Origin of the sequence: Citrobacter sp. Awk 2, from assembly GCF_028069815.1 — a bacterium.
Classification (GTDB): Bacteria; Pseudomonadota; Gammaproteobacteria; order Enterobacterales; family Enterobacteriaceae; genus Citrobacter.
The window spans coordinates 1-25,026 of sequence record NZ_JANEWL010000011.1 but is presented as its reverse complement, the minus strand read 5'-3'; the positions used below and the strand labels follow the sequence as shown (position 1 = coordinate 25,026).

General features: G+C 52.4%; 24 protein-coding genes. 16 read left to right on the top strand and 8 right to left on the bottom strand.

Annotated elements, in window-relative coordinates:
* Nucleotides 1-31: 31 nt before the first annotated feature.
* Nucleotides 32-505 carry a transcription elongation factor GreB gene (greB, locus tag NNO02_RS05130; protein ID WP_137383524.1) on the bottom strand — a complete coding sequence of 158 codons (474 nt, stop codon included), beginning with the start codon at nucleotides 503-505 and terminating at the stop codon, nucleotides 32-34.
* A gap of 225 nt (nucleotides 506-730) precedes the next feature.
* Here greB and ompR point away from each other — a divergent pair, with 225 nt between their 5' ends.
* Together ompR and envZ are read left to right on the top strand one after the other, a co-directional pair.
* Nucleotides 731-1,450, top strand: a complete 720-nt coding sequence (ompR, locus tag NNO02_RS05125) for an osmolarity response regulator transcription factor OmpR (RefSeq protein WP_001157751.1) — start codon at nucleotides 731-733, stop codon at nucleotides 1,448-1,450.
* A complete protein-coding gene (gene envZ, locus NNO02_RS05120; RefSeq protein WP_271441390.1) occupies nucleotides 1,447-2,799 on the top strand; it encodes a two-component system sensor histidine kinase EnvZ in 1,353 nt (450 codons plus the stop codon). Before ompR ends, envZ begins: the two co-directional genes overlap by 4 nt.
* 109 nt (nucleotides 2,800-2,908) lie before the next feature.
* On the opposite strand, the gene pckA is transcribed toward envZ, so the two are convergent.
* Nucleotides 2,909-4,531, bottom strand: coding sequence for a phosphoenolpyruvate carboxykinase (ATP) (pckA, locus tag NNO02_RS05115; protein WP_271454334.1), 1,623 nt, complete (start codon nucleotides 4,529-4,531; stop codon nucleotides 2,909-2,911).
* Between the two features lie 378 nt (nucleotides 4,532-4,909).
* On the opposite strand from pckA, the gene NNO02_RS05110 reads away from it, so the two are divergent.
* Nucleotides 4,910-6,628 carry a DUF4153 domain-containing protein gene (locus NNO02_RS05110; RefSeq protein WP_271454333.1) on the top strand — a complete coding sequence of 573 codons (1,719 nt, stop codon included), beginning with the start codon at nucleotides 4,910-4,912 and terminating at the stop codon, nucleotides 6,626-6,628.
* Nucleotides 6,629-6,721: 93 nt separating this feature from the next.
* Here NNO02_RS05110 and hslO read toward each other — a convergent pair whose 3' ends face one another.
* The 4 genes from hslO to igaA form a co-directional block, all read right to left on the bottom strand.
* Nucleotides 6,722-7,600 carry an Hsp33 family molecular chaperone HslO gene (gene hslO / locus NNO02_RS05105; protein WP_005121631.1) on the bottom strand — a complete coding sequence of 293 codons (879 nt, stop codon included), beginning with the start codon at nucleotides 7,598-7,600 and terminating at the stop codon, nucleotides 6,722-6,724.
* Between the two features lie 24 nt (nucleotides 7,601-7,624).
* Entirely contained in the window at nucleotides 7,625-8,026 is a 402-nt protein-coding gene (gene hslR, locus NNO02_RS05100; protein WP_271441393.1) for a ribosome-associated heat shock protein Hsp15, read from the bottom strand.
* A gap of 10 nt (nucleotides 8,027-8,036) precedes the next feature.
* Complete coding sequence (gene yrfG, locus NNO02_RS05095) at nucleotides 8,037-8,705, bottom strand: GMP/IMP nucleotidase (RefSeq protein ID WP_271441394.1); 669 nt, start codon at nucleotides 8,703-8,705, stop codon at nucleotides 8,037-8,039.
* Nucleotides 8,706-8,767: 62 nt separating this feature from the next.
* The gene (igaA, locus tag NNO02_RS05090) at nucleotides 8,768-10,903 is read right to left on the bottom strand and encodes an intracellular growth attenuator protein IgaA (RefSeq protein WP_271454332.1); all 2,136 of its coding nucleotides are present in this window, start codon (nucleotides 10,901-10,903) and stop codon (nucleotides 8,768-8,770) included.
* Between the two features lie 322 nt (nucleotides 10,904-11,225).
* Here igaA and nudE point away from each other — a divergent pair, with 322 nt between their 5' ends.
* Nucleotides 11,226-11,786: an ADP compounds hydrolase NudE gene (gene nudE / locus NNO02_RS05085; RefSeq protein ID WP_115602375.1), complete on the top strand. Its 561-nt coding sequence runs from the start codon at nucleotides 11,226-11,228 to the stop codon at nucleotides 11,784-11,786.
* A gap of 112 nt (nucleotides 11,787-11,898) precedes the next feature.
* Here the strand turns inward: nudE and mrcA are convergent, their stop codons facing one another.
* Nucleotides 11,899-14,451: a peptidoglycan glycosyltransferase/peptidoglycan DD-transpeptidase MrcA gene (gene mrcA, locus NNO02_RS05080; RefSeq protein WP_271454331.1), complete on the bottom strand. Its 2,553-nt coding sequence runs from the start codon at nucleotides 14,449-14,451 to the stop codon at nucleotides 11,899-11,901.
* Between the two features lie 120 nt (nucleotides 14,452-14,571).
* Here mrcA and NNO02_RS05075 point away from each other — a divergent pair, with 120 nt between their 5' ends.
* The 12 genes from NNO02_RS05075 to trpS all read left to right on the top strand — a co-directional run bounded on the left by NNO02_RS05075 (nucleotide 14,572) and on the right by trpS (nucleotide 24,755).
* Nucleotides 14,572-15,351 (top strand): DNA utilization protein HofM, encoded by a 780-nt coding sequence (locus NNO02_RS05075; protein ID WP_271454330.1) that lies wholly within the window; start codon nucleotides 14,572-14,574, stop codon nucleotides 15,349-15,351.
* Nucleotides 15,351-15,890 (top strand): PilN domain-containing protein, encoded by a 540-nt coding sequence (locus NNO02_RS05070; protein WP_271454329.1) that lies wholly within the window; start codon nucleotides 15,351-15,353, stop codon nucleotides 15,888-15,890. The genes NNO02_RS05075 and NNO02_RS05070 overlap by 1 nt, the downstream gene beginning before the upstream one ends.
* Complete coding sequence (locus tag NNO02_RS05065) at nucleotides 15,874-16,341, top strand: HofO family protein (protein ID WP_271454328.1); 468 nt, start codon at nucleotides 15,874-15,876, stop codon at nucleotides 16,339-16,341. Before NNO02_RS05070 ends, NNO02_RS05065 begins: the two co-directional genes overlap by 17 nt.
* On the top strand, nucleotides 16,331-16,735 hold the full coding sequence (locus NNO02_RS05060) for a HofP DNA utilization family protein (RefSeq protein WP_271454327.1): 405 nt from the start codon (nucleotides 16,331-16,333) through the stop codon (nucleotides 16,733-16,735). The genes NNO02_RS05065 and NNO02_RS05060 overlap by 11 nt, the downstream gene beginning before the upstream one ends.
* Nucleotides 16,647-17,885, top strand: a complete 1,239-nt coding sequence (gene hofQ, locus NNO02_RS05055; RefSeq protein ID WP_271441401.1) for a DNA uptake porin HofQ — start codon at nucleotides 16,647-16,649, stop codon at nucleotides 17,883-17,885. Before NNO02_RS05060 ends, hofQ begins: the two co-directional genes overlap by 89 nt.
* 404 nt (nucleotides 17,886-18,289) lie before the next feature.
* Complete coding sequence (gene aroK / locus NNO02_RS05050; protein WP_003023552.1) at nucleotides 18,290-18,811, top strand: shikimate kinase AroK; 522 nt, start codon at nucleotides 18,290-18,292, stop codon at nucleotides 18,809-18,811.
* 57 nt (nucleotides 18,812-18,868) lie between these two features.
* Nucleotides 18,869-19,957, top strand: a complete 1,089-nt coding sequence (gene aroB, locus NNO02_RS05045) for a 3-dehydroquinate synthase (RefSeq protein ID WP_271454326.1) — start codon at nucleotides 18,869-18,871, stop codon at nucleotides 19,955-19,957.
* A gap of 96 nt (nucleotides 19,958-20,053) precedes the next feature.
* Nucleotides 20,054-21,358, top strand: a complete 1,305-nt coding sequence (gene damX, locus NNO02_RS05040; RefSeq protein WP_271454325.1) for a cell division protein DamX — start codon at nucleotides 20,054-20,056, stop codon at nucleotides 21,356-21,358.
* 117 nt (nucleotides 21,359-21,475) lie between these two features.
* Nucleotides 21,476-22,312 carry an adenine-specific DNA-methyltransferase gene (gene dam / locus NNO02_RS05035; RefSeq protein ID WP_137361508.1) on the top strand — a complete coding sequence of 279 codons (837 nt, stop codon included), beginning with the start codon at nucleotides 21,476-21,478 and terminating at the stop codon, nucleotides 22,310-22,312.
* A gap of 17 nt (nucleotides 22,313-22,329) precedes the next feature.
* Nucleotides 22,330-23,007 carry a ribulose-phosphate 3-epimerase gene (gene rpe / locus NNO02_RS05030; RefSeq protein WP_271454324.1) on the top strand — a complete coding sequence of 226 codons (678 nt, stop codon included), beginning with the start codon at nucleotides 22,330-22,332 and terminating at the stop codon, nucleotides 23,005-23,007.
* Complete coding sequence (gph, locus tag NNO02_RS05025) at nucleotides 23,000-23,758, top strand: phosphoglycolate phosphatase (RefSeq protein WP_271454323.1); 759 nt, start codon at nucleotides 23,000-23,002, stop codon at nucleotides 23,756-23,758. The genes rpe and gph overlap by 8 nt, the downstream gene beginning before the upstream one ends.
* Complete coding sequence (gene trpS, locus NNO02_RS05020) at nucleotides 23,751-24,755, top strand: tryptophan--tRNA ligase (RefSeq protein ID WP_271448652.1); 1,005 nt, start codon at nucleotides 23,751-23,753, stop codon at nucleotides 24,753-24,755. Before gph ends, trpS begins: the two co-directional genes overlap by 8 nt.
* Nucleotides 24,756-24,825: 70 nt before the next feature.
* Here trpS and NNO02_RS05015 read toward each other — a convergent pair whose 3' ends face one another.
* Complete coding sequence (locus NNO02_RS05015) at nucleotides 24,826-24,993, bottom strand: YhfL family protein (RefSeq protein WP_271441406.1); 168 nt, start codon at nucleotides 24,991-24,993, stop codon at nucleotides 24,826-24,828.
* Between the last annotated feature and the right edge of the window lie 33 nt (nucleotides 24,994-25,026).

Genomic DNA, 25,026 nt, shown 5'->3' with positions numbered 1-25,026 from the left:
TCATCTACAGGGGCTTCGGATTGTTCCGGTCTCACTTCACGTATTCGATCTCATTGACGTACCAGCTGGCTTCCCCGGCAGGGGTGTTCACCACCGCGAGATCGCCGACCTCTTTTTTCAGCAGCGCACGCGCCATGGGGGAATCGATAGAGATGTAATCCTTACGGCCAAAAATTTCATCGTAGCCAACAATACGGAATTTGCGGATATCGCCATTGTCGTTTTCAATCTCGACCCACGCGCCAAAGAAGACTTTACCCTCTTGCTGTGGGGAGTAATCGACAATTTTCAGATTCTCCATGCACTTGGTCAAATAACGGACGCGACGATCGATCTCGCGCAGGCGCTTTTTATTATACTGGTAGTCAGCATTTTCGCTGCGGTCGCCCAGACTTGCGGCCCAGGTAACCTTCTTGGTGACTTCCGGGCGCTCTTCACGCCAGAGATAATTGAGCTCTTGTTTGAGTTTTTCATACCCTTCACGGGTTATCAGGGGCGTTTTCATCTTATTGTTTTACCTTCGACTCTGTGATGATGCGCACAATTAGTATTACGTGAGCATATCAACAGAATAAATAATGTATTGCGAGAAACATTGTATACTTAAGCTGCTGTTTAATATGCTTTGTAACAATTTAGCCTGGAATTCATACCAGAATTCGCTGGTGACTCACGCGAGCTTTCTTAAGAATATACACTTAATTGTTGCGAACCTTTGGGAGTAATAACAATGCAAGAGAACTATAAGATTCTGGTGGTCGATGACGACATGCGCTTGCGTGCGCTTCTGGAACGTTATCTGACCGAGCAGGGCTTCCAGGTTCGAAGCGTCGCAAACGCTGAGCAGATGGACCGTCTGCTGACCCGTGAGTCCTTCCACTTGATGGTTCTGGATTTAATGCTGCCAGGGGAAGATGGCCTGTCAATTTGCCGCCGCCTGCGCAGTCAAAGCAACCCAATGCCGATCATTATGGTGACGGCGAAGGGCGAAGAGGTTGACCGTATCGTTGGGCTGGAAATCGGTGCTGACGATTACATCCCGAAACCTTTTAACCCGCGTGAACTGCTGGCGCGTATTCGCGCGGTGTTGCGTCGTCAGGCGAACGAACTGCCGGGCGCGCCTTCTCAGGAAGAAGCTGTTATCGCTTTCGGTAAGTTTAAGCTGAACCTGGGGACACGTGAAATGTTCCGCGAAGATGAGCCTATGCCGCTCACCAGCGGTGAATTTGCGGTGCTGAAAGCGTTGGTAAGCCACCCACGTGAACCGCTGTCCCGCGATAAACTGATGAACCTGGCGCGTGGTCGTGAGTACTCCGCGATGGAACGTTCCATCGACGTGCAGATTTCTCGTCTGCGTCGTATGGTGGAAGAAGACCCGGCTCATCCTCGTTATATTCAGACCGTATGGGGTCTGGGCTACGTTTTTGTTCCGGACGGTTCTAAAGCATGAGGCGAATGCGCTTCTCGCCACGAAGTTCGTTTGCTCGCACGTTATTGCTTATCGTCACCTTGCTGTTTGCAAGCCTGGTGACGACCTACCTTGTGGTGCTGAACTTCGCGATTCTGCCGAGCCTCCAGCAGTTTAATAAGGTCCTGGCCTACGAAGTCCGTATGCTGATGACTGATAAACTGCAACTGGAGGACGGTACGCAACTGGTCGTGCCACCTGCATTTCGTCGGGAAATTTACCGTGAGCTCGGTATTTCCCTCTATTCCAACGAAGCCGCTGAAGAAGCAGGTCTGCGTTGGGCGCAACACTATGAATTCTTAAGCCATCAGATGGCGCAGCAGCTGGGTGGCCCAACGGAAGTACGTGTTGAGGTCAACAAGAGCTCGCCTGTCGTCTGGCTGAAAACCTGGCTGTCGCCCAACATCTGGGTACGCGTGCCGCTCACTGAAATCCATCAGGGTGACTTCTCACCGCTGTTCCGCTATACGCTGGCGATCATGCTGCTGGCTATTGGTGGCGCGTGGCTATTTATCCGTATTCAGAACCGGCCGTTGGTGGATCTTGAACATGCAGCGCTGCAGGTAGGGAAAGGCATTATTCCGCCGCCGCTGCGCGAGTATGGCGCCTCTGAGGTGCGCTCTGTGACCCGAGCCTTCAACCATATGGCCGCCGGTGTAAAACAGCTGGCCGATGACCGTACGCTGTTAATGGCGGGCGTGAGCCATGATTTACGCACCCCGCTTACGCGTATCCGTCTGGCGACGGAAATGATGGGCGAAGAAGACGGATACCTCGCGGAATCCATCAACAAGGACATCGAAGAGTGTAATGCCATTATCGAACAGTTCATCGATTATCTGCGAACGGGTCAGGAGATGCCGATGGAGATGGCCGATCTGAACTCGGTATTAGGTGAAGTGATCGCGGCAGAAAGTGGTTACGAGCGTGAAATTGATACTGCATTACGTCCTGGCGTCATTCAGGTGAAGATGCACCCACTGTCTATCAAACGCGCGGTTGCTAATATGGTGGTTAACGCCGCCCGCTACGGTAATGGCTGGATTAAGGTCAGCAGCGGTATGGAACCGCATCGCGCCTGGTTCCAGGTCGAAGATGACGGGCCGGGTATCAAACCGGAACAGCGTCAACACCTGTTCCAGCCGTTTGTACGCGGCGATAGCGCGCGTAGCACCAGCGGCACGGGCCTGGGACTGGCGATTGTGCAGCGTATTATCGATAACCATAACGGTATGCTGGAAATTGGTACCAGTGAACGGGGCGGGCTGTCGATACGCGCCTGGCTTCCGGTGCCCTTCACGCGTGCGCAGGGGACAACGAAAGACGCGTAGAAAAGGGAGGCTAAATGCCTCCCTTTTTATTTCGCTAACCGCCTGATGTTGCTGCGCTTATCAGTTGCTGTAGGCCGGATAAGACGAAGCCGCCATCCGGCACTTTTCGTTACAGCTTCGGTCCGGCGCTAACCAGCGCTTCGCCTGCAGGGGTGTCGGTGTACTTCTCGAAGTTCTCAATAAACAGTTTCGCCAGCGCGTTGGCTTTTTCCTGCCACTGCTCCGGGGATGCGTAGGTATTACGCGGATCGAGAATACGTGTATCCACGCCCGGCAGTTCGGTTGGGATTGCCAGGTCAAACATCGGCAGACGGAACGTTTCCGCATCATCCAGCGACCCGTTCAGGATGGCATCGATAATGGCACGGGTATCTTTGATTGAGATACGTTTGCCGGTGCCGTTCCAGCCGGTGTTAACCAGATAAGCCTGTGCGCCAGCCGCCTGCATGCGTTTTACCAGCACTTCTGCGTACTGCGTTGGGTGCAGTGACAGGAATGCTGCGCCGAAACAGGCAGAGAAGGTTGGCGTTGGCTCAGTAACGCCACGCTCGGTGCCAGCCAGTTTGGCGGTAAAGCCAGACAGGAAGTGATACTGCGTTTGATCGGCCGTCAGGCGAGAAACCGGTGGCAGTACGCCAAATGCGTCGGCGGTCAGGAAGATGACTTTGGTTGCATGACCCGCTTTTGACACCGGCTTAACGATATTGTCGATGTGATAAATCGGGTAGGAAACGCGGGTGTTCTCGGTTTTGGAACCATCATCGAAATCGATGGAGCCATCTTCGCGCACGGTGACGTTTTCCAGCAGGGCATCACGGCGGATTGCGTTGTAGATTTCCGGTTCAGCATCTTTAGACAGTTTGATGGTCTTCGCGTAGCAACCGCCTTCGAAGTTAAATACGCCGTCGTCATCCCAACCATGCTCATCATCGCCAATCAGGCGGCGTTTCGGGTCAGTGGACAGCGTGGTTTTACCGGTACCGGACAGACCAAAGAAGACTGCAACATCACCTTTTTCACCGACGTTTGCTGAGCAGTGCATCGATGCAATGCCTTTCAGCGGCAGCAGGTAGTTCATGACGGAGAACATACCTTTCTTCATCTCGCCGCCGTACCAGGTGCCGCCAATTAACTGAATGCGTTCAGTCAGGTTGAACGCCACGAAGTTTTCGGAGTTCAGACCTTGTTCTTTCCACTGTGGGTTAGTGCATTTTGCACCGTTCATCACGATGAAATCAGGTTTGAAATCAACCAGTTCTTCGTCGCTCGGGCGGATGAACATGTTTTTGACAAAATGTGCCTGCCAGGCGACTTCAGTAATGAAGCGCACGGAAAGGCGGGTATCCGCATTAGCACCGCAGAAAGCATCAATGATAAACAGACGTTTGCCGGAGAGTTGATGGGTGACTAACCCTTTCAAATGCTGCCAGGTTTCCTGGGAAAGCGGTTTGTTGTCGTTCTTACCTTTACCTTTGTCGGACCACCAGAGAGTGTCTCGTGTGGTGTCGTCACGGACAATGTACTTATCCTTTGGCGAACGTCCGGTAAAGATACCGGTATCAACTGCAACGGCGCCCAGATTCGTTAACACGCCACGCTCATAACCTTCCAGGTTTGGATCAAGTTCTTCCTGATAAAGCGTGTCGTAGTCTGGATTGTAAACGATATCCTGAACGTCATTGATACCATAAGCCTTGAGATCTTGCGGGGTTAAACTGTTGTTCACACGCATTTCACTGCTCCTTAGCCAATATGTATTACCTGGAATAGTAAGGTTTTTTAGGGATTGCTAACCGCGACAAGGCTCATAGATTTACGCATCCGGTAATTCCACGAATAACCGAATACGCTGCGACTCCTGTCACAAAGAGGCGGATATTATGGCAGGAAACCCTTTTTTGTTGTGGAAAATGTTCTTAAAACGTTAATAGAGAGTGTTTTTGGCGGGAATCTTGTGAGTGTAATCGCATTCATGTAAGAAATAAACGTAACTCAAACATAAACAATATCGATTCACCTCGCGCAGCTCGGGTCCGAAATGGACTGACGAATACTCATATTTGTGAAGTTGATGCGATAATTAGATTTTATCTTCTTTCTGGAAAACGACATGGACAGTGTTGAGCTTTCACCAACGACCCGCTGGGGCATGGTCTTTATCGGACTGCTACAAGGGTGTGTGTGCTACCTGCTGATGGCGTATCTTGCGCCGCAGAACAGTGACTGGCTGTTCTACGGTATGCCCGTAACGATTGCACTCTCCTCAGCACTTTTGCTGACTGTCGTCTCATTTAAGCAACGTGCGCTATGGTGCTGGATGGCGCTGATCTGCGTGGTTGTGCTGGTGATGAGTGTGTGGCTGAAGTGGAGTGCGGCGGACAGTGACAGATGGCGACAGGATGACATTTTTTTTGCCTACGGTTGGCGCTTACTGTTGATGGCGATGCTGGCTTTGCCGTGGATTCAATATCAACTTCACGCCCGTCGTGAACAGGCTCGCTATCCACAGTTTTATACCTACCTGTGGCTTAACTCGCTGACGTTGCTGATCGCTTTTGTGGCCAACGGCCTGTTCTGGCTGGTGCTCCTGCTGTGGAGTGAAATGTTTCAACTGGTCGGAATCACTTTCTTCAACACGCTTTTCTTTGAGACTGACTGGTTTGTCTATCTGGCGCTTGGCCTGATTACTGCACTGGCAGTGGTGCTGGCGCGTACGCAGTCGCGCCTGGTTGCTGCGGTGCAAAAGCTGCTGACGTTCCTCGCCACAGGTTTACTCCCACTGGTTGCACTGTTAGCGCTGATGTTTATGCTGACCCTGCCTTTCACCGGACTGGATGCTATCTCACAGCGCGTGTCAGCGGCGGGTCTAATGTCTACGTTGACGCTGATCTTCCTGTTGCTGATGGCCATCGTGCGCGAGCCGCACAAAGAGGCGTTACCTTATCCTGGTGCATTACGTTATTTGATTAACGCTTCACTGGTTGTTGCTCCTCTCTATATGCTGATTGCCGGTTGGGCAATGTGGCTGAGAATTCATCAGTATGGCTGGACGCCTGAGCGGTTGTATGGCGCATTGGTGGTCTTTGTATTACTGGTGTGGTCCCTCGGCTACCTGGTCAGTATTTTGCGCGCGGGAGGCAACCCGCTCGATATTCAGGGAAAGGTCATTCTTGGCGTTTCGCTCCTGACATTGGGCCTGCTGATTCTGCTGACGTCGCCGGTCATTGATGTCTGGCGTATTAGCGTCAACAGCCATATGGGACGCTACTACAGCGGGAAAATTACGGCTGACCAGGTCAGTCTGTATATGCTGGATCACAGCGGAAAACCCGGTCGCGCCGCACTGGAAGCATTACAAAAAGACGATGCGTTCAACAAAGACAGCAAGCGCAGGCGTGATTTAAATGCCATCCTGCGAGGGCATCGCGATCCGGTAAATGAGCTGACAGCAACGCAGTTAGCGCCGAAGGTGATGATTGCACCGGGAAGCAAGAAGCCCGATGACGCGTTTTGGACGTTTTTAAAGGGACAACGCTACCGGATCGCTTCCTGTATCGAGCAGGATGCATGTGTATTGGTGGATCAGGATCTCAACGCGGATGGGCAGTCCGAGCAAGTATTGTATGCTTTTGGTGATGGGGAGAGTCTGGTCTTTGGCGTTAAGGAGAACAAATGGGTGTTGATTGCGACAGCCCGACTACCGGAGGGATTCAATAAAGAGCAACTGCTGCAGGCGCTGGCGAATCATCAACTGGATTCGGCTCCCAGAGTCTGGCGGGATATCACCATTAATGGCAAAAGACTGCCAATGACTTATTACAATGAGTGAATCTGTTGCCGGATGGCGGCGCGAGCGCCGTATCCGGCCTACAACAGTTTTACCGTAGGCCTTAAAGCTGCGCGCCACCGGGCAAAACGAGGATTAATGCACCTGTGGATCGGCAGGGGAGGCGTTGCTGCGGATCTCTGCAATATCCATGGCGTTAAACAGATAGTGGCTACCGCAATAATCGCAGTGCATATCGATCTCACCTTCTTCTGCCAGAATGCTGTCAACTTCTTCATCCGGCAGCGTTTTCAGAGCGCCTGCGCAGCGTTCGCGTGAACAGGTACATTTGAACTCAACATCCTGCGGATCGTAGAGGGTGACTTCTTCTTCGTGGTACAAACGCCACAGAACTTCGTTGGCTGGCAGCGTCAGCAACTCTTCGGCTTTGATGGTTTCTGTCAGTGCAGCAAGGTGATCGAAATCATCTGCCTGTGCGTTTTGCGCTGGCATGACCTGCAACAGCATACCGCCAGCAGCAGGTTTACCGTCGACGTCGCCAGTACGGATAAACAGACGCGTTGGCAGCTGTTCTGAACGCATGAAGTAATCTTCCAGGCAGGCCGCCAGCGTGTCACCTTCCAGACCGACCACGCCCTGATAGCGTTCGCCTTCTTCCGGTGTAATGGTGATCACCAGGTAGCCGTTGCCAACCAGTGTTTTCAGATCGGCATCTTCAGGGATATCACCCTGTATACGAGCCACTCCGCGCATTTGCTGGTTGTTGTTGCCGTTAATTACCGCCAGGCTCAACGGACCGTCGCCTTGCAGTTGAACGGTGATATCACCAGCAAACTTCAGCGTCGCGGTCAGTAGACTGGTGGCAACCAGCAGCTCCGCCAGCACGGTTTTGACCGGCTGTGGGTAAGTATGATTTTCGAGGATCTGTTGCAGGGTTTGTGAAACGGTTACCAGCTCGCCGCGCACGGCAAAGTTTTCAAACAGATAACGATGTAATTGGTCATGTTGCGGCATAATCATCTCTCTTGCAGGTGACAGTCACTCGCTGTCGCCGTGTTTAAATCGTAACAGGTCGCGGCGCTCTTTTTTGTCCGGTCGCCTGTCCGGATGCGGCATGGTTAACGCGTTAAGTTTACGCGCCAGCGCCATTTTTTCGCGTTTTTCCACGCTTTCCGCGGTTTCTTCATACAGCATAACGGCTTCAGTTGCCGGGCGACGCTGCTCGCTAATGGCTTTAATAATGACCGTCCGTTCGTCATTTCCCTGGCGCAGGGTGAGGGTCGCATTTAGCTCGACAATCTTACTCGGCTTGCTGCGCTGCCCGTTGTAATGCACCTTACCGCCTTCAACCATTTCGCGGGCGACTGCGCGCGTTTTATAAAAGCGTGCTGCCCACAGCCATTTATCCAGCCTGACTTCGACAAGGGGCTTCTCTTTCATGGCATCTCCTTCACATCAGTGAGGGGATCAGTCGGCGGTAGTCATTGAGTGACGGATGGCGTGCATACTGTTTTTCCGCTGTACCGGAGTCGGGATTGGTTACGCCGAGGCAGTAACGAATGCCGAATTGAGCAGCGGCGTCGAGAATGGGTTCGCTGTCATCAATAAACAACGTCTTCTCTGCACTCATTCCCGTTTCTTCAGCGACAGCGTGCCATAACCGCTGATCCTCTTTGGGATAACCAAATGTGTGGGTGGAAAGTAATAAATCAAGGTGTGAAGCCAGACCAGTATGCTGAAGCTTCACCGCCAGGTTATGCGGATGCGCATTGGTGAGCAAAATACGACGTTTGCCGCTGGCTTTCAGAGCATCAAGGAACGGTACCGTATCTTCACGCAGTACGGCGCGTGGTCCCTGTGCGGTTGTCATAGCGCATATATCCAGACCCAGGCGTTCGCTCCAGTAATCCAGACAGTACCAGTTTAGCGTATGCTGTACGGCATGATACTGCTGACGAATAAATTCCTGGGCTTCCTGGGGAGAGATACCCTGTTGCGTGCCGTAGGTTTCCGGCACCAGTTTTTGCCAGAAATAGTTATCGAAAGCCAGATCGAGCAGCGTACCGTCCATATCCAGCAGAACGGTGTCGACGTCCTGCCAGGCAATATCTATGTGCATGGAAACTCCCCAGAGGAAAACAAGATGCGCGACAGGGTAGCATATTCCGTCGCGCGGGCGTGTTATCGAATCAGGCTTTCTGGGGCCTCAATCAGCGTTGGATTCAGGCAACTCTCGTAATATTCCTGAATCTCCGTGATGCGGGAACGATGACGCTGGTAACGTCTGAATGCCTGAACGCTGTTGTAGATAGCGCATCCCAGCATGGAGAGCATCAGCAACGTGGTGCCAAGATAGCGCCATAAACCTGAACGATCCGGGATTCGGTGCAGGCCAATGTGCTGGGTACCGTTGGCGTCGGTCGAGATGTTGGTGACAATCCCTTCAGCGCGAAATGGCGTTTGCATAAGCATCTGGGCAAGGCGCTGGAAGGCGTTCCATTGTTCTTGCGGCGGATAGTCGTACAACGAGGTCGCCGGCCAGGGCTGATCAACCAGGTCGCTGCCTTCGTCACTGATAATCAGGAAACCACCGGGGGCAGGGCTATTCAGTGCCTGAGCCGCCCGGGCGGTCTCGCGTGAAATGAACGGTGCCGTAGAGGTATTCACCAGGTTATCCAGTGATTCGGCGCTTACCGGGCGCAACAGCACATTTACACCATCCAGTTTCCCGGCGTTTGCTCGCTTAACGAGAGCGTTCCAGTCCTTACTGTTACCCAGGTTAACCAGGGCATTTTTCAGGCGTACGCATTCATCTTCGGCGGCACACAGATCGGCGGTTTTCAGGACAATATCGCCAAAATCATCCAGCAACACCATGCCGGACTTCTGAATGGCTGAGCGTAACGATGAGCTGACGCGAGAGTCATCGTCGGGTTTGGGGTGCAGTTGGCGATTAACGCTTTGGGTCAGCGCCGTCGCCTTATTGACCAGGTCGGACTCGGGCAGCGGCAGGGCGCGCGCGTCATTCCAGATAATCTGCGAACAATCAAATGGCATAAAAGGTGTCGCAGGTTGTGCGTTCCAGCTCGCCTGAGTATGGATGTTACACATCCCCGTGCCACTCAGATGCAGCGTATCGCCCACGCGTACGCCTGCCTTTTCCAGTTGCTTAACGCTGGTGGCCTCAATAGTTTGCGCCCCTTTCATCCAGGAAAGCGTAAGTTTAATCGGCATATCCAACGGGACCCAAAACAGCAGCATTAGCAATACCAGCAACGAACCGCTGGCAATGACGGCGCTGCGTAGCCAGTGCTGCAACGGGAAGTTTTTCACCTCGTCATGCAACGATAAAAAACGCCCCTGGCGGACAACATGGCGATCCAGATAGATATCAATATCCGTTTGCTGGCCAAGGTCCTGTGCAATGTAAGGCTGCCAGTGTGGTGGATAAATCAGGTCAATAATACCCAGGGAGATATTATTAATTTGCTCCTGATCGTTTTCACCAAACAGCCCCCAGCGACGTGGAGTGCCACGCAGACAGTGGATTTCTCGTAAGGCCGTTTTAGACGGTGGTGCAAACAGGCCCCACAGACCCGCAGCCAGCAGCAACACTGCGCCACCGGCGGTCCACGGTACGAACGTGTCTGGCATGATTAAACAGAAAAAGAACAACAGGAATGATGCGGCAATCAGTAACGCTTCGCGCAATCCCGACGGGCGGCTGAGCGCATACTCTTCATGCGTTTCCTGGCGAATATTCAGCAGTTCAATCTGCTCGCTTTCTTCACCGCGTATGGACGCCTGAGTAGACGCGGTATGCTGTAGCGCATAGCCACGCGCTTCCTGCATATACTCTTTCAGCGTGTGACCGTTCAACGAGATAACCAGCGGCAGCGTATTGGTGTGGATCAGCTCAACGCTGTTTTCATCATTGATGTATTGTTCCCAGAAGGGAGGCAAATGTACTTCGACGGAGTCGAGATAGTAGCGCCATTTGTTCGGATCGTCGGTGGTGATGCCATAGCGCGTAATGGAATGCGTTAGTACGATGACGCTATTACTTTGGGCATTCAGGGTTAACGATACCGGTGCCGAACTGGCACCTGTTGGGCCAGGCACCTGCTGAATTTGACTGAGGTTTTCGAGATAGTTTTCGACCGCACCACGTTCTTCGGGTGTTAGTTTACGCTTAGAGGCGTCAGAGAAGACGTTGCTCAACGGTAATTTTTGTTGTCTGAATTTTGATCTGAATCGCCACCCTGCAAGCAATGAGCAGGCCAGCAAAGCAGCTAAAAAAATCAGAATGGTGCTCATGCTTTCCCCATCTTACTTAGTCTGTCAGGCGTGGTCAGTCGCACCCTGTTCAATATTCGTGATTCTGTGGTTGGCTATCGGCAAGTGTGGAGTTGAACTTGAGCATCTTTAAGTACAGCCCAATAAATGCGAATAATAGCAAAATCACCAAAAACGGAATATCAGCAAATTCCTGGAGTTATTTCAACCTATTGACTTTTAATTTGAAATAGGGATTAACTTTTAGTACGTTACATAAATGTAAATAAACGGCAATTCACATTGCCGAAACCGTGCTGTATATCGCACAATAACCCCAGATTTCACAGCAAAGATCCTCATGATGAGCAAATCATTACAAAAACCCACGATTTTGAAAGTGGAAACCGTCGCACAATCCCGACTTTTTAAAGTCGAAAGCGTGGACCTTGAGTTCAGCAACGGCGTACGTCGTGTTTATGAGCGTATGCGCCCATCCACGCGCGAAGCGGTAATGATTGTGCCGATTGTGGATGACCACCTGATCCTCATTCGCGAATATGCGGTCGGAACCGAATCCTACGAGCTTGGTTTTTCCAAAGGGTTAATCGATCCGGGTGAAAGCGTGTTTGAAGCGGCTAACCGGGAACTGAAAGAAGAAGTAGGATACGGTGCGAAGGACCTGACGTTTTTGAAAAAACTCAGCATGGCGCCTTCCTATTTCTCCAGCAAGATGAATATTGTGGTCGCAGAGGATCTTTATCCTGAGTCGCTGGAAGGTGATGAGCCTGAGCCATTGCCACAGGTGCGCTGGCCGCTGGCGCATTTGATGGATCTGTTAGAAGACCCTGACTTCCACGAAGCGCGTAATGTCAGCGCGCTGTTCCTGGTTCGTGAATGGCTAAAAGGGCAAGGGCGATTGTAGTTTATGTTGCCGAATGTCGGCTGACGCCTTATCCGACCTACAACATCCAGCAATATCAAATGATTGCGCCGAAAATGTAGGCCGGATAAGCGAAACGTCATCCGGCAAAAGATTAGAACAACTCGTGCGTCTCACCATTATCGATAATGGTTGTCCCCACCTCATGTACCGCCTGTTGCGTTGGCTGAGTACCTTCAATGAAATACTCCGCACGGCTGTTACCACCGTTCGCCAGTTGGCCGGTGCTACGATCGATATTGACTGTAACGATACCCGGTGGCGGCGTCAGCGGCTGCTCAGGTACACCTTCTAATACACTCTTCATGTAGGCATCCCACGCAGGTTGTGCACTCTTCGCACCACCTTCGTAGCCGGAGATTTGGTCTTTGATCGCGCCGGATGCCGTCGTATGTCCGAGATCGCGACGATGATCATCAAACCCGATCCATACCGAGGTCACTACTCCTGGGCCATAGCCGGAGAACCATGCATCTTTCGAGCTGTTGGTTGTCCCGGTTTTCCCGCCGATGTCATGGCGCTGTAAATCACGTCCTGCACGCCAGCCGGTTCCCATCCAGCCTGGTTCACCAAAGATATTGGTGTTCAACGCGCTCTTGATCAGGAAGGCCAGCGGCGTGTTGATGACGTGTGGTGCGTATTCTTGCGTTCCGCTTTGTGCGACCAGCGCCTGGTTAGCTTGTTCCAGCTGTGGCATGGGCACGGCGGCATTTTGTTGTTCCTGGGATACCGCAACATCTTCGACGTTACTGTTTTCCAGTACATTAGACTTCTGCGTATCGCCATAAATCACCGGGATATCACATTCCGGGCAGGCAATTTTTGGCTTCGCCTCAAAGATAACGCCACCCATATCGCTTTCAATCTTACTGATGAAATACGGGTCGACCAGGAATCCGCCGTTCGCCATTACCGCGTAACCGCGAGCAACCTGCAGCGGAGTGAACGAGGCTGAACCCAGCGCCAGTGATTCAGTATGCACAATGTTCTGTGCCGGGAAGCCGAAACGTTGCAGATACTCTGCCGCGTAATCCACACCCATTGCGCGCATGGCACGAACCATCACCACGTTTTTCGACTGACCCAGCCCCTGACGTAAGCGGATAGGGCCAGCATATTGCGGCGGTGAGTTTTTCGGCTGCCAGTCAGAACCTGCACCGGCATCCCAACGGGAAATTGGTACGTCATTCAACATACTTGCCAGCGTCAGGCCTTTATCCATCGCGGCGGTATAGAGGAAGGGTTTGATGTTCGAACCCACCTGGCGTAATGCCTGGGTCGCACGGTTAAATTTGCTCTGGTTGAAATCAAAACCACCCACCAGTGCCAGCACTGCGCCGTTTTGCGGGTTAATCGAAACCAGTGCGGAGTTAACATCCGGCACTTGTGCCAGCCACCAGGCGTCGCCAACCTGGCGTACCCAGATTTGCTGACCGGCCTGAACCACATCGGTTACTTTACGTGGCGTCGGGCCTTGCTGCGTATCGGAACGATAAGGGCGCGCCCAGCGCATACCTTCCATACGTAATGACACCGATGTTCCATCCGCCAACGCAGCGGTCGCTTCCTGTGGGTTGGCGCTGGTGATGACCGCGGGCAGCAGTGGGCCATAGGTCGGTAGCGCTTTCAGCGTATCGGTGATTTTTTTGCTGTCCCAACTGCTTTCGCCCACTTTCCACAACACGTTAGATGGGCCGCGGTAGCCGTGGCGCATGTCGTAATCCATGACATTGTTACGTACAGCCTGCTGGGCGGCCTGCTGGACTTTGCGCGTAATGGTAGTGGTGATGCGATACCCGTCTTCATAGGCTTTTTCGCCATAGCGGTTATACATCTCCTGGCGCACCATCTCAGACAGATAAGGTGCTGAGAAAGCGATTTCCGGCGCGTGATAGTTGGCATCGATCGCTTCACTACGCGCCTGATCGTATTGGGCCTGAGTGATGTAGTTTTCGCTCAACATACGCGACAGTACAACGTTACGGCGCGCGGTTGCCCGGTCCATCGAATAGAGCGGGTTGAAGGTCGATGGCGCTTTTGGCAGACCGGCGATCACTGCGATTTCACTTAAGCTGAGTTGATCAACGGTCTTCCCGAAATAGACCTGCGCGGCAGCACCCACGCCGTAGGCGCGATACCCCAGATAGATCTTGTTCAGATAAAGCTCGAGGATCTCGTCTTTACTCAGCAATTGCTCAATACGGATAGCCAGGAACACTTCTTTAATCTTACGCATCAGCGTACGTTCCGGACTCAGGAAGAAGTTTCTTGCCAACTGCTGGGTAATGGTACTTGCGCCTTGTGAGGCATGGCCGGAGAACAACGCGACGCTGGCTGCACGGAAGATCCCCACCGGGTCCACCCCGTGGTGCTCATAGAAGCGGCTGTCTTCTGTAGCGATAAAGGCTTTAACCATTACCGGCGGCATTTGATCCAGCGTGACCGGAATTCGACGTTTCTCGCCATATTGCGCGATGAGTTCGCCGTCAGCGCTGTAAACCTGCATAGGGATCTGCAGACGCACATCTTTTAGCGTCGCAACGTCAGGTAATTGTGGCTCGATATAGCGATAGAGGCCATAGATCGAGCCTGCTCCCAGCAGGATGCAACATACTGCAAGGATTAATAAATACTTTACGAACTTCACTGGAGATTTCCCATTTAGTGGCATTTGGGCAGTTTATAAACAAACGCGCGGTAGTATAAAGGCAAGCCAGACGCATTGATATACCCGTTGAAGCAACGGGTGATAAGGAGATCATCAGCAATGGCTTTTCGTATATGGAAAATTGGTCTGCATATTCAGCAACATGACGTGTTGGCTGTCGCTATCGTTCGTGACGCGTCCGGTTGGGTCCTACAACGCTGGTGGCGTATGCCGCTGGCACATCAGGTTGTCGTCGATGGCCACATTCGTGAGCCGGAACAGCTCGCTGCGGTGCTCCTGCCGTGGAGCCGTGAGCTACCGCACAGGCACCATATCCACCTTTCTTTTCCTGCCAACAGGACGTTACAAAAAAAGTTACCCCGTCCGGCAATGATCCTGCGCGAACCAGAGCAAACGGCATGGTTGTCTGGGGCGATGGCTCGTGAACTGGATATGGAGCCGGATGCGCTGCAGTTTGATTATAGCGAAGACGCACTAAGCCCGGCATTCAACGTGACTGCGGCACAAAGCAAAGAAATATCGGCACTCCTGACACTGATGCATCCCCTGAAAGTACAGGTTACGGCCATTACGCCGGATGCCAGCGCCTTGCAGCGATTAATGCCTTATTTACCCAAGCATCAATCATGTCTGGCATGGCGTGACGATACCCAATGGCTCTGGGCGAGCCGCACGGCATGGGGACGTAAATCGACGGGGGAAATTGACGATATCGGCGCGCTTGCCGCGGCATTATCTCTTTACCCTGCGGATATTGCGCTATGTGACACCGGTGGCTTTGATCCCTTAAATGCGGTGTCCGTCCGCCAGCCACCGATTCCTACGGAAAGCCACAACTTTGCTGTTGCGCTTGGGCTGGCGATGGGAGGTGTGTACTGATGACGGCGACCATCAATCTTTTGCCCTGGCGTCAGTCGCGGCGGTATGCCTGTCTGCAATGGTGGGGAGCGTTATTGAGTGGATCTTTACTGGCTATTGTGGGTATCGCATTGGGTTATTACGCGCTTTCTCGCGTAGATAATCGGGTCGAATTACTGTTGGCAGAAGCCGAAAAAACGCGGGCTGAAGCTCTGATAGCGCTCAAACCGCAGCTGCAACAGCGACAACAACAATGGCAGCAGGCACAACTAAGAGAAAAACGGCGTGAACAGATGCGAAGCTGGCAGTCTGTTTTACAAGGGGTGGCGGAGTTGCTGCCAGAACAGGCGTGGTTAACAGGAATGACCTGGCAGCAGGATACGCTGACGCTGACAGGGCTGACGCTGAACATTACCGCACTGCAGAGACTGGAGACGCAACTACGCAAACACCCCGGGTTTCAATTGGCAAGCTCAGGGGAAACGCGACAAGATTCGCAGGGACGCTGGCAGTTTCACTATCGTCTGATACGGAGCGTTATGCATGCAGGCGCTTTGTGATGGCTGGTTAGCACAGACGCCGCGGTTTCGACTGTTGTGCTGGGGCGGCTGGATGTTGGTCCTGATCACGGCTGCGCTGCTGTGCCTTTATCCTGCAGAGCAGCAACGGAAGGCGCAGCAGGCAGCATTAGTCCGCCAACGCGTGGCGATTCAAGATCAATGGCGCAATTTGTATCTGTTGGCGTCATCGGTTGGGAAACCCTTTTCCCCCACTGAAGCGAGGCCAGTTCCTTTTTCCCCATTGCTATATCAAACCTCTCTTACACGTCTGATCCACTGGCAGCCCTCCTTACGGGGAGGCGAACTGGCACTGAAAACTGCGTGGGATGCGGTCCCACAGGTGTTTGCCCAACTGGCGGAACAGGGGATGAGTACGAGTCAGTTTTCTCTTCGTGCAGAAGATGCTGATGTGTTGTTGACGATACAGCTGGAGCGTCGGAATGATGACTAAGCGCTGGCTGTCCGCATGTTTTAGCGTGCTGCTGCTGACCGGTATGCGCAATCCCTTTCAGCCGCCAGAGGATCACTGCCGGATGGCTGAGTTGTCGGCATGGCGTTATCAGGGGGCGGTGATCCAGGGAGGACGCTCAATTGGTTTTATTCGGGATGGTCAACACAAATGGCGGAGGGTCGAGCAGCGAGATGTTTTGAATAACATCTGGAGGGTATCTCAGGTGACAGCCCAAAGCGTAACTATCGACACAGGGAGCGATTGTGAGCCATCACAGTGGCAGTGGCAACGACAAGGAGAGGCGAATGAAGCGGTGGATAGTCATCGTGCTGATGACCGTAATACCCAGCGTGCTGGCCGGGAAGGCACAAAACGTGACGCTGGTGGTGGATGATGTTCCCGTTGTCCAGGTGCTGCAGGCGCTGGCGGTGCAGGAGAAGAAAAATCTGGTGGTGTCACCGGATGTCAGTGGCGTGCTGTCATTGCATCTGACGGATGTGCCGTGGAAACAGGCATTGCAGACGGTGGTCAAAAGCGCCGGACTGGTGTTACGCCAGGAGGGAAACATCCTGCATGTGCATACTGTACGCTGGCAAAACGAAAATGCAGCCCGCCAGGAGAGTGAACAAGCGCGGATTCAGGCCGGTTTGCCGCTGGAACATCGCAGCATAATTTTGCAATACGCGGATGCCACTGAGCTGGCAAAAGCCGGTGAAAAACTGCTGAGTGCTAAAGGAAGTATAACGGTCGATAAACGTACCAACCGCCTACTGCTGCGAGACAACCCTGTTGCGCTAAACATACTGGAACAGTGGGTGGCGCAAATGGACTTGCCCGTTGAGCAGGTCGAACTGGCGGCGCACATCGTCACGATTAATGAAAAAAGTTTGCGTGAGCTGGGGGTGAAGTGGTCGCTGGCAGATGCACAACTGCCAGGGGCGGTGGGGAATGTCACCACGCTGACCAGCGATCTTTCCGTGTCTACTGCAACATCGCGGGTGGGATTTAATATTGGCCGCATTAATGGTCGTTTGCTGGAGCTTGAGTTGTCTGCACTGGAGCAAAAACAGCAGCTTGATATTATTGCCAGTCCTCGATTACTGGCTTCTCATCTGCAACCTGCCAGTATTAAGCAGGGCAGTGAAATCCCGTATCAGGTCTCCAGCGGTGAAAGCGGCGCAACGTCCGTCGAATTTAAAGAAGCGGTGCTGGGGATGGAAGTAACGCCAACCGTGCTGCAGAAAGGGCGGATCAGACTGAAACTGCATATTAGCCAGAATGTTCCCGGACAGGTGCTGCAGCAAGCGGATGGCGAAGTGCTGGCCATTGATAAGCAGGAAATTGAAACCCTGGTGGAGGTTAAGAGCGGTGAAACGATCGCGTTGGGCGGGATTTTTTCACATAAAAATAAATCAGCAGCTGACAGTGTGCCGTTACTCGGCGACATTCCGTTGCTCGGCCATTTTTTTCGTCATGATGGTAAAGAAGATGAGCGGCGTGAGTTAGTGGTTTTTATCACGCCCAGACTGGTCCCAACAGAATAACTTATGCATGAAAACCCGTTGTTTTTGCGCTGAACACGTTTCAGGGATTTGACGTGCGGGTGTATTTAGCATACAAGGAGTACCGATTTGAGTGTCGGGACTTTTCTTTACTTATGCAGCAGTGAATACGCTTCGCCTTTCCGGTGGTGTGTCATAGGCTTATTTGGCGTCATTTGGCTACACGACACGTCGTCAGGCCAGATGTTTGCAGGGTAGCATGCTTGCCACGACCAGAAATGCGTAAGGTTTGGTGATTTATTCAGTTGCCAAACCCGCTTGAGTATTGAGATAATTTTCAGTCTGACTCTCGCAATATCTTATGAGGTTTCAGTTCATGTCCTGCTGCGCTGGGTGTCTGCGAAGCGGGTTTACCATTAACGAATAGTCTTAGTAGTACCGAAAAAATGGCAGAGAAACGCAATATCTTTCTGGTTGGGCCTATGGGTGCCGGAAAAAGCACTATTGGGCGCCAGTTAGCTCAACAACTCAATATGGAATTTTACGATTCTGATCAAGAGATTGAGAAACGAACCGGAGCTGATGTGGGCTGGGTCTTCGATGTAGAAGGTGAAGACGGCTTCCGTGATCGCGAAGAAAAAGTCATCAACGAGTTGACGGAAAAACAGGGTATTGTGCTGGCAACTGGCGGTGGCTCTGTTAAATCACGTGAAACACGTAACCGTCTTTCCGCGCGTGGCGTCGTGGTCTATCTTGAAACGACAATTGAAAAACAACTTGCACGTACTCAGCGTGACAAGAAGCGCCCGCTGCTGCAGGTAGAATCGCCGCCGCGTGAAGTTCTGGAAGCATTGGCTGACGAACGCAACCCTCTGTATGAAGAGATTGCCGACGTGACCATTCGCACCGACGATCAGAGCGCGAAAGTCGTAGCAAACCAGATTATTCATATGTTGGAAAGCAACTAATTCTGGCTGAATACACACTCGTCTGCGGGTACAAGTAACTAAGGTGGATGTCGCGTAATGGAGAGGATTACAGTCACTCTCGGGGAACGTAGTTACCCTATCACCATCGCGGCTGGTTTGTTTAATGAGCCAGCTTCATTCTTACCGCTGAAATCGGGCGATCAGGTTATGTTGGTAACCAACGAAACCCTGGCTCCCCTTTATCTCGATAAGGTTCGCGGCGTACTTGAACAGGCGGGTGTTAACGTTGATAGCGTTATCCTTCCCGATGGCGAGCAGTATAAAAGCCTGACGGTTCTGGATACGGTCTTCACTGCGTTACTGCAAAAACCGCATGGTCGCGATACCACGCTGGTCGCACTTGGCGGCGGCGTGATTGGCGATCTTACCGGTTTTGCAGCAGCCAGCTATCAGCGTGGTGTGCGTTTTATTCAAGTCCCGACAACGCTGTTGTCGCAGGTTGACTCCTCCGTAGGCGGTAAAACTGCCGTAAACCATCCCCTCGGTAAAAACATGATTGGCGCGTTTTACCAACCGGCTTCCGTGGTGGTGGATCTCGACTGTCTGAAAACGCTTCCTGCGCGTGAATTGGCATCGGGCCTGGCGGAAGTGATCAAATACGGCATCATCCTTGACGGTGAATTTTTCAGCTGGCTGGAAGAAAATCTGGACGCATTATTACGTCTGGACGGTCCGGCAATGGCGTACTGTATTCGCCGTTGTTGTGAGCTGAAAGCAGAAGTTGTCGCCGCGGACGAGCGCGAAATGGGCTTACGTGCTTTACTGAATCTGGGACACACGTTTGGCCATGCTATCGAAGCTGAAATGGGTTATGGCAATTGGTTACATGGCGAAGCCGTCGCAGCAGGTATGGTAATGGCTGCCCGCACGTCAGAACGTTTGGGCCAGTTTACCTCCGCTGAAACGCAGCGCATTATTACGTTGTTGCAGCGCGCAGGTTTACCGGTGAATGGGCCGAGTGAAATGTCTACACAGGCTTATTTGCCGCACATGCTGCGAGATAAAAAAGTGTTGGCGGGAGAGATTCGTTTAGTGCTTCCGCGGGCAATAGGGAAGAGTGAAGTGCGCGGCGGAGTGTCGCACGAGGTGGTTCTTAACGCGATTGCTGATTGCCAGCAGGCGTAACAACAAGAAAGGTCAGGCTTGCGTTGTAAAGCGTAAGTCTTTTAGCTTCAGGTTATATGCAAAGTCGTAAGCATTAACCTTTGAGTGGGGTGTTAAATGGATGAATTCAAACCAGAAGACGAGCTGAAACCCGATCCCAGCGATCGTCGTACTGGTCGTTCTCGTCAATCGTCTGAACGCGATAATGAGCCGCAAATCAATTTTGATGATGTTGATCTGGATGCCGACGATCGCCGTCCTGCGCGGGCACGTAAAGAGCGTGATGAAGAGCAGGACATTGAAGAAGACTATGAATCTGATGACGATGTTGTGGATGAAGAACGTGTAGAACGTCGCCCACGCAAGCGTAAAAAAGCGGTCAGTAAACCAGCCTCCCGTCAGTACATTATGATGGGTGTGGGTGTTCTGGTGCTGCTACTGCTGATTGTCGGTATCGGTTCCGCACTGAAGGCCCCCTCATCTTCCTCTTCCAGTGAGCAGGCTGCGTCTGGTGAGAAGAGCATCGATCTTTCTGGCAGCAATGCGACGGATCAGGCGAACACCACAATGCCTGCGACGGGTGCTGAGCAGACCGCTGGCAATACGCAGCAGGATGTTTCGCTGCCGCCGATTTCCTCTACCCCGACTCAAGGCCAGGCACCTGCCACAGCAGAAGGTCAGCAGCGTGTTGAAGTTCAGGGTGATCTGAACAATGCGCTGACGCAGCCGCAAGGTCAGGCGCAGGTTAACAACGTCGTAGTCAACTCTACGCTGCCAACTGAACCAGCTACTGTAGCACCCGTTCGCAATGGCAATGCAGGGCGTCAGACGGCGAAGACTGAGCCTGCAGAACGTACTGCAGTTGCGCATCAGGAACGCAAACAGGCTGTTATTGAGCCGAAGAGCAAGCCGCAGACCACGGTAAAAGCGACGCCGGCAGAGCCGAAACCCGTCGCTCAGTCGAAACCAACTGTGACCGCGACCGCGCCGACGACAACAACGAAAGCGCCAGTGGTAACCGCGACACCTAAAGCGTCAACTGAACCAAAAGCAACGGCAAGCACCGCACCAGCTCAGCAGACTGCAACACCTGCACCAACGACAGCAACACCGGTTGCGGGTGGTGCGAAAAGTGCAGGGAACGTTGGCGCGTTAAAATCAGCGCCATCCAGTCACTACACGCTGCAGCTCAGCAGTTCCTCTAACTACGACAACCTGAATGGTTGGGCGAAGAAAGAGAACCTGAAGAACTACGTGGTGTACCAGACGACGCGTAACGGTCAACCGTGGTATGTTCTGGTGACGGGCGTGTATGCGTCTAAAGAAGATGCGAAACGTGCAGTGTCTACGTTACCCGCCGACATTCAGGCGAAAAACCCGTGGGCAAAACCGCTGCACCAGGTTCAGGCCGATTTGAAGTAAGATAGGATATGTTCTGCAATGGTTTGCTGTTTCGCCCAATTGCGGGACAAAGACTAAAGCGCAGGATGCTGTCGGAGCTTTCTCCACAGCCGGAGAAGGTGTAATTAGTTAGTCAGCATGAAAAAAAATCGCGCTTTTTTGAAATGGGCAGGGGGGAAATACCCCCTGCTTGATGATATCAAACGGCATTTACCTCAGGGTGAGTGCCTGATTGAACCCTTCGTGGGTGCCGGGTCGGTGTTTCTCAACACCGACTTTTCTCGTTATATTCTTGCCGATATCAACAGCGACCTTATCAGTCTCTATAACATCGTGAAGACGCGTACCGATGAGTATGTGCAGGCTTCACGTGAGCTGTTTATGCCTGAAACGAATCAGGCTGAGGTGTACTACCAGTTCCGGGAAGAATTTAATGCCTGCCAGGACCCGTTCCGACGTGCAGTGCTGTTCTTATATCTCAACCGTTTTGGCTATAACGGGTTATGCCGTTATAACCTGCGCGGTGAGTTTAACGTCCCCTTTGGTCGTTATAAAAAACCCTACTTCCCGGAAGCCGAGTTGTACCATTTTGCCGAAAAAGCGCAAAATGCAGAGTTCCATTGCCTCTCCTATGAAGAGTGCATGGATCGCGCGGATACCAACTCTGTGGTCTACTGTGACCCGCCATATGCACCGCTCTCGGCGACGGCAAATTTCACCGCGTATCATACCAACAGCTTTAGCCCGAAAGAGCAGGCGCATCTGGCCGAGATGGCAGAAAAGCTGGTCAGTAAGCAGATCCCAGTGTTAATTTCGAATCATGACACGCCGGATACCCGTGAATGGTATCGAGCGGCGAAACATTTTCAGGTCAAAGTGCGGCGCAGTATAAGCAGCAACGGCGGCACACGTAAAAAGGTGAACGAACTGCTGGCGCTATACAAACCAGGAGTCGCAACGCCTGCGAAAAAATAATTCTCAAGGAGAAGCGGATGAAACAGTATTTGATTGCCCCCTCAATTCTGTCGGCTGATTTTGCCCGCCTGGGTGAGGACACCGCGAAAGCACTGACGGCGGGTGCTGATGTCGTTCACTTCGACGTCATGGACAACCACTACGTGCCGAACCTGACCATCGGCCCGATGGTACTGAAATCGCTGCGTAAATATGGGATCACCGCTCCGATTGATGTTCATCTGATGGTGAAGCCAGTTGATCGAATTGTCCCTGACTTCGCAGCGGCCGGTGCCAGCATCATTACTTTTCACCCGGAAGCCTCCGAACACGTCGATCGCACTTTGCAACTGATCAAAGAGAATGGCTGTAAAGCGGGGCTGGTGTTCAACCCGGCCACTCCGCTGAGCTATCTGGACTATGTCATGGATAAGCTGGATGTGATCCTACTGATGTCTGTTAACCCAGGTTTTGGTGGACAGTCCTTTATCCCGCAAACGCTGGATAAGCTGCGCGAAGTACGTCGTCGTATTGATGAGTCTGGCTATGACATTCGTCTGGAAGTGGATGGCGGCGTCAAGGTGAACAACATTGGTGAAATTGCGGCTGCCGGTGCGGATATGTTTGTCGCAGGCTCTGCTATTTTCGACCAACCAGACTACAAAAAAGTCATTGATGAAATGCGCAATGAACTGGCGAAGGTAAGTCATGGATAAATTTCAGGACATTCGGGGCGTAGCATTTGACCTCGACGGCACGCTGGTTGATAGCGCGCCGGGATTAGCCGCTGCGGTCGATATGGCGCTGTATGCGCTGGAGCTACCGGTGGCGGGTGAAGAGCGTGTCATTACCTGGATTGGTAATGGTGCCGATGTGTTGATGGAGCGTGCGCTTGCCTGGTCTCGTCAGGAGCGTGCGACCTTACGTAAAACGATGGGCAAACCGCCTGTTGATGATGATATTCCCGCTGCGGAACAGGTGCGAATTCTGCGCAAGCTGTTCGACAGATATTACGGCGATGTCGCCGAAGAGGGGACGTTCCTGTTCCCTGATGTCGCCGACACGTTGGGCGCACTGCATGCCAACGGATTGCCGCTGGGTCTGGTGACCAATAAACCGACCCCGTTTGTCGCGCCGTTACTTGATGCGCTGGATATTGCCAAATACTTTAGCGTGGTCATTGGTGGTGATGATGTGCAGAACAAAAAACCGCATCCGGACCCGTTGCTGTTGGTGGCAAGCAAGCTTGGTATCAAGCCTGAGCAAATGCTCTTCGTAGGGGATTCACGCAATGATATTCAGGCGGCAAAAGCTGCTGGCTGCCCATCCGTTGGCCTGACCTATGGCTACAACTACGGTGAGTCAATTGCGCTGAGCCAGCCCGACGTTATTTACGACCGTATTAATGAACTACTGCCCGCTCTCGGGCTTCCGCATAGCGAAAATCAGGAATCAAAAAATGACTAAGCCCATCGTTTTTAGTGGCGCACAGCCCTCAGGTGAATTGACCATTGGCAACTATATGGGTGCGCTGCGTCAGTGGGTGAGCATGCAGGATGACTACCATTGCATCTATTGCATCGTTGACCAACATGCTATCACCGTTCGTCAGGATGCCCAGCAACTGCGTAAAGCAACTCTGGATACGTTGGCGCTGTACCTGGCGTGTGGTATCGATCCTGAAAAAAGCACCATCTTCGTCCAGTCGCACGTGCCGGAACATGCACAGTTAGGCTGGGCACTGAACTGCTACACCTATTTCGGTGAACTGAGCCGTATGACCCAGTTCAAAGATAAATCCGCACGTTATGCAGAGAACATCAACGCCGGGTTGTTTGATTACCCGGTGCTGATGGCGGCGGATATTCTGTTGTATCAGACCAACCAGGTACCGGTTGGTGAAGATCAGAAACAGCACCTGGAACTGAGCCGCGATATCGCCCAGCGCTTCAACGCCCTGTATGGCGACATCTTCAAAGTGCCTGAGCCGTTCATTCCGAAATCCGGTGCGCGCGTCATGTCGCTGCTTGAACCGACGAAGAAAATGTCCAAGTCGGATGACAACCGCAATAACGTGATCGGCCTGCTGGAAGATCCAAAATCAGTGGTTAAGAAAATCAAACGTGCAATGACCGACTCTGATGAGCCGCCGGTTGTGCGTTACGATTTGCAGAACAAAGCTGGCGTATCCAACCTGCTGGATATTCTCTCTGCCGTTACTGGTCAGAGCATTTCTGAGCTGGAACAGCACTTTGAAGGCAAAATGTATGGTCATCTGAAGGGGGAAGTCGCAGAAGCCGTCTCCGGCATGCTGACCGAACTCCAGGAGCGCTATCACCGTTTCCGTAACGATGAAGCCTTCCTGCAGAAAGTGATGAAAGAGGGTGCGGAAAAAGCCAGTGCGCGTGCCTCTGTTACGCTGAAAGCTGTGTATGAAGCTATTGGCTTTGTTGCCAAGCCGTAATGCTTTCTGCGTTGCCGAAAAAACCGGGAATTTCCCGGTTTTTTTGTATCTGCGCAAAGAGATTTATTGATTATTCAGCCGCTGCGCCGCAACCGCCAATCATTTTAGAAATCGAGATTGCCGGGTGCAGCAGGTAATCATACGAGCAGGTTTTATTACGGTTTTCAACATGACCCGTACAAGCGGTCAGCGTGGCCAGAATCCCTGCCACAACGGCAATTTTTGCAATCTTAAGCATAACGAAATCCTTGTAGATATAACTATTTATATA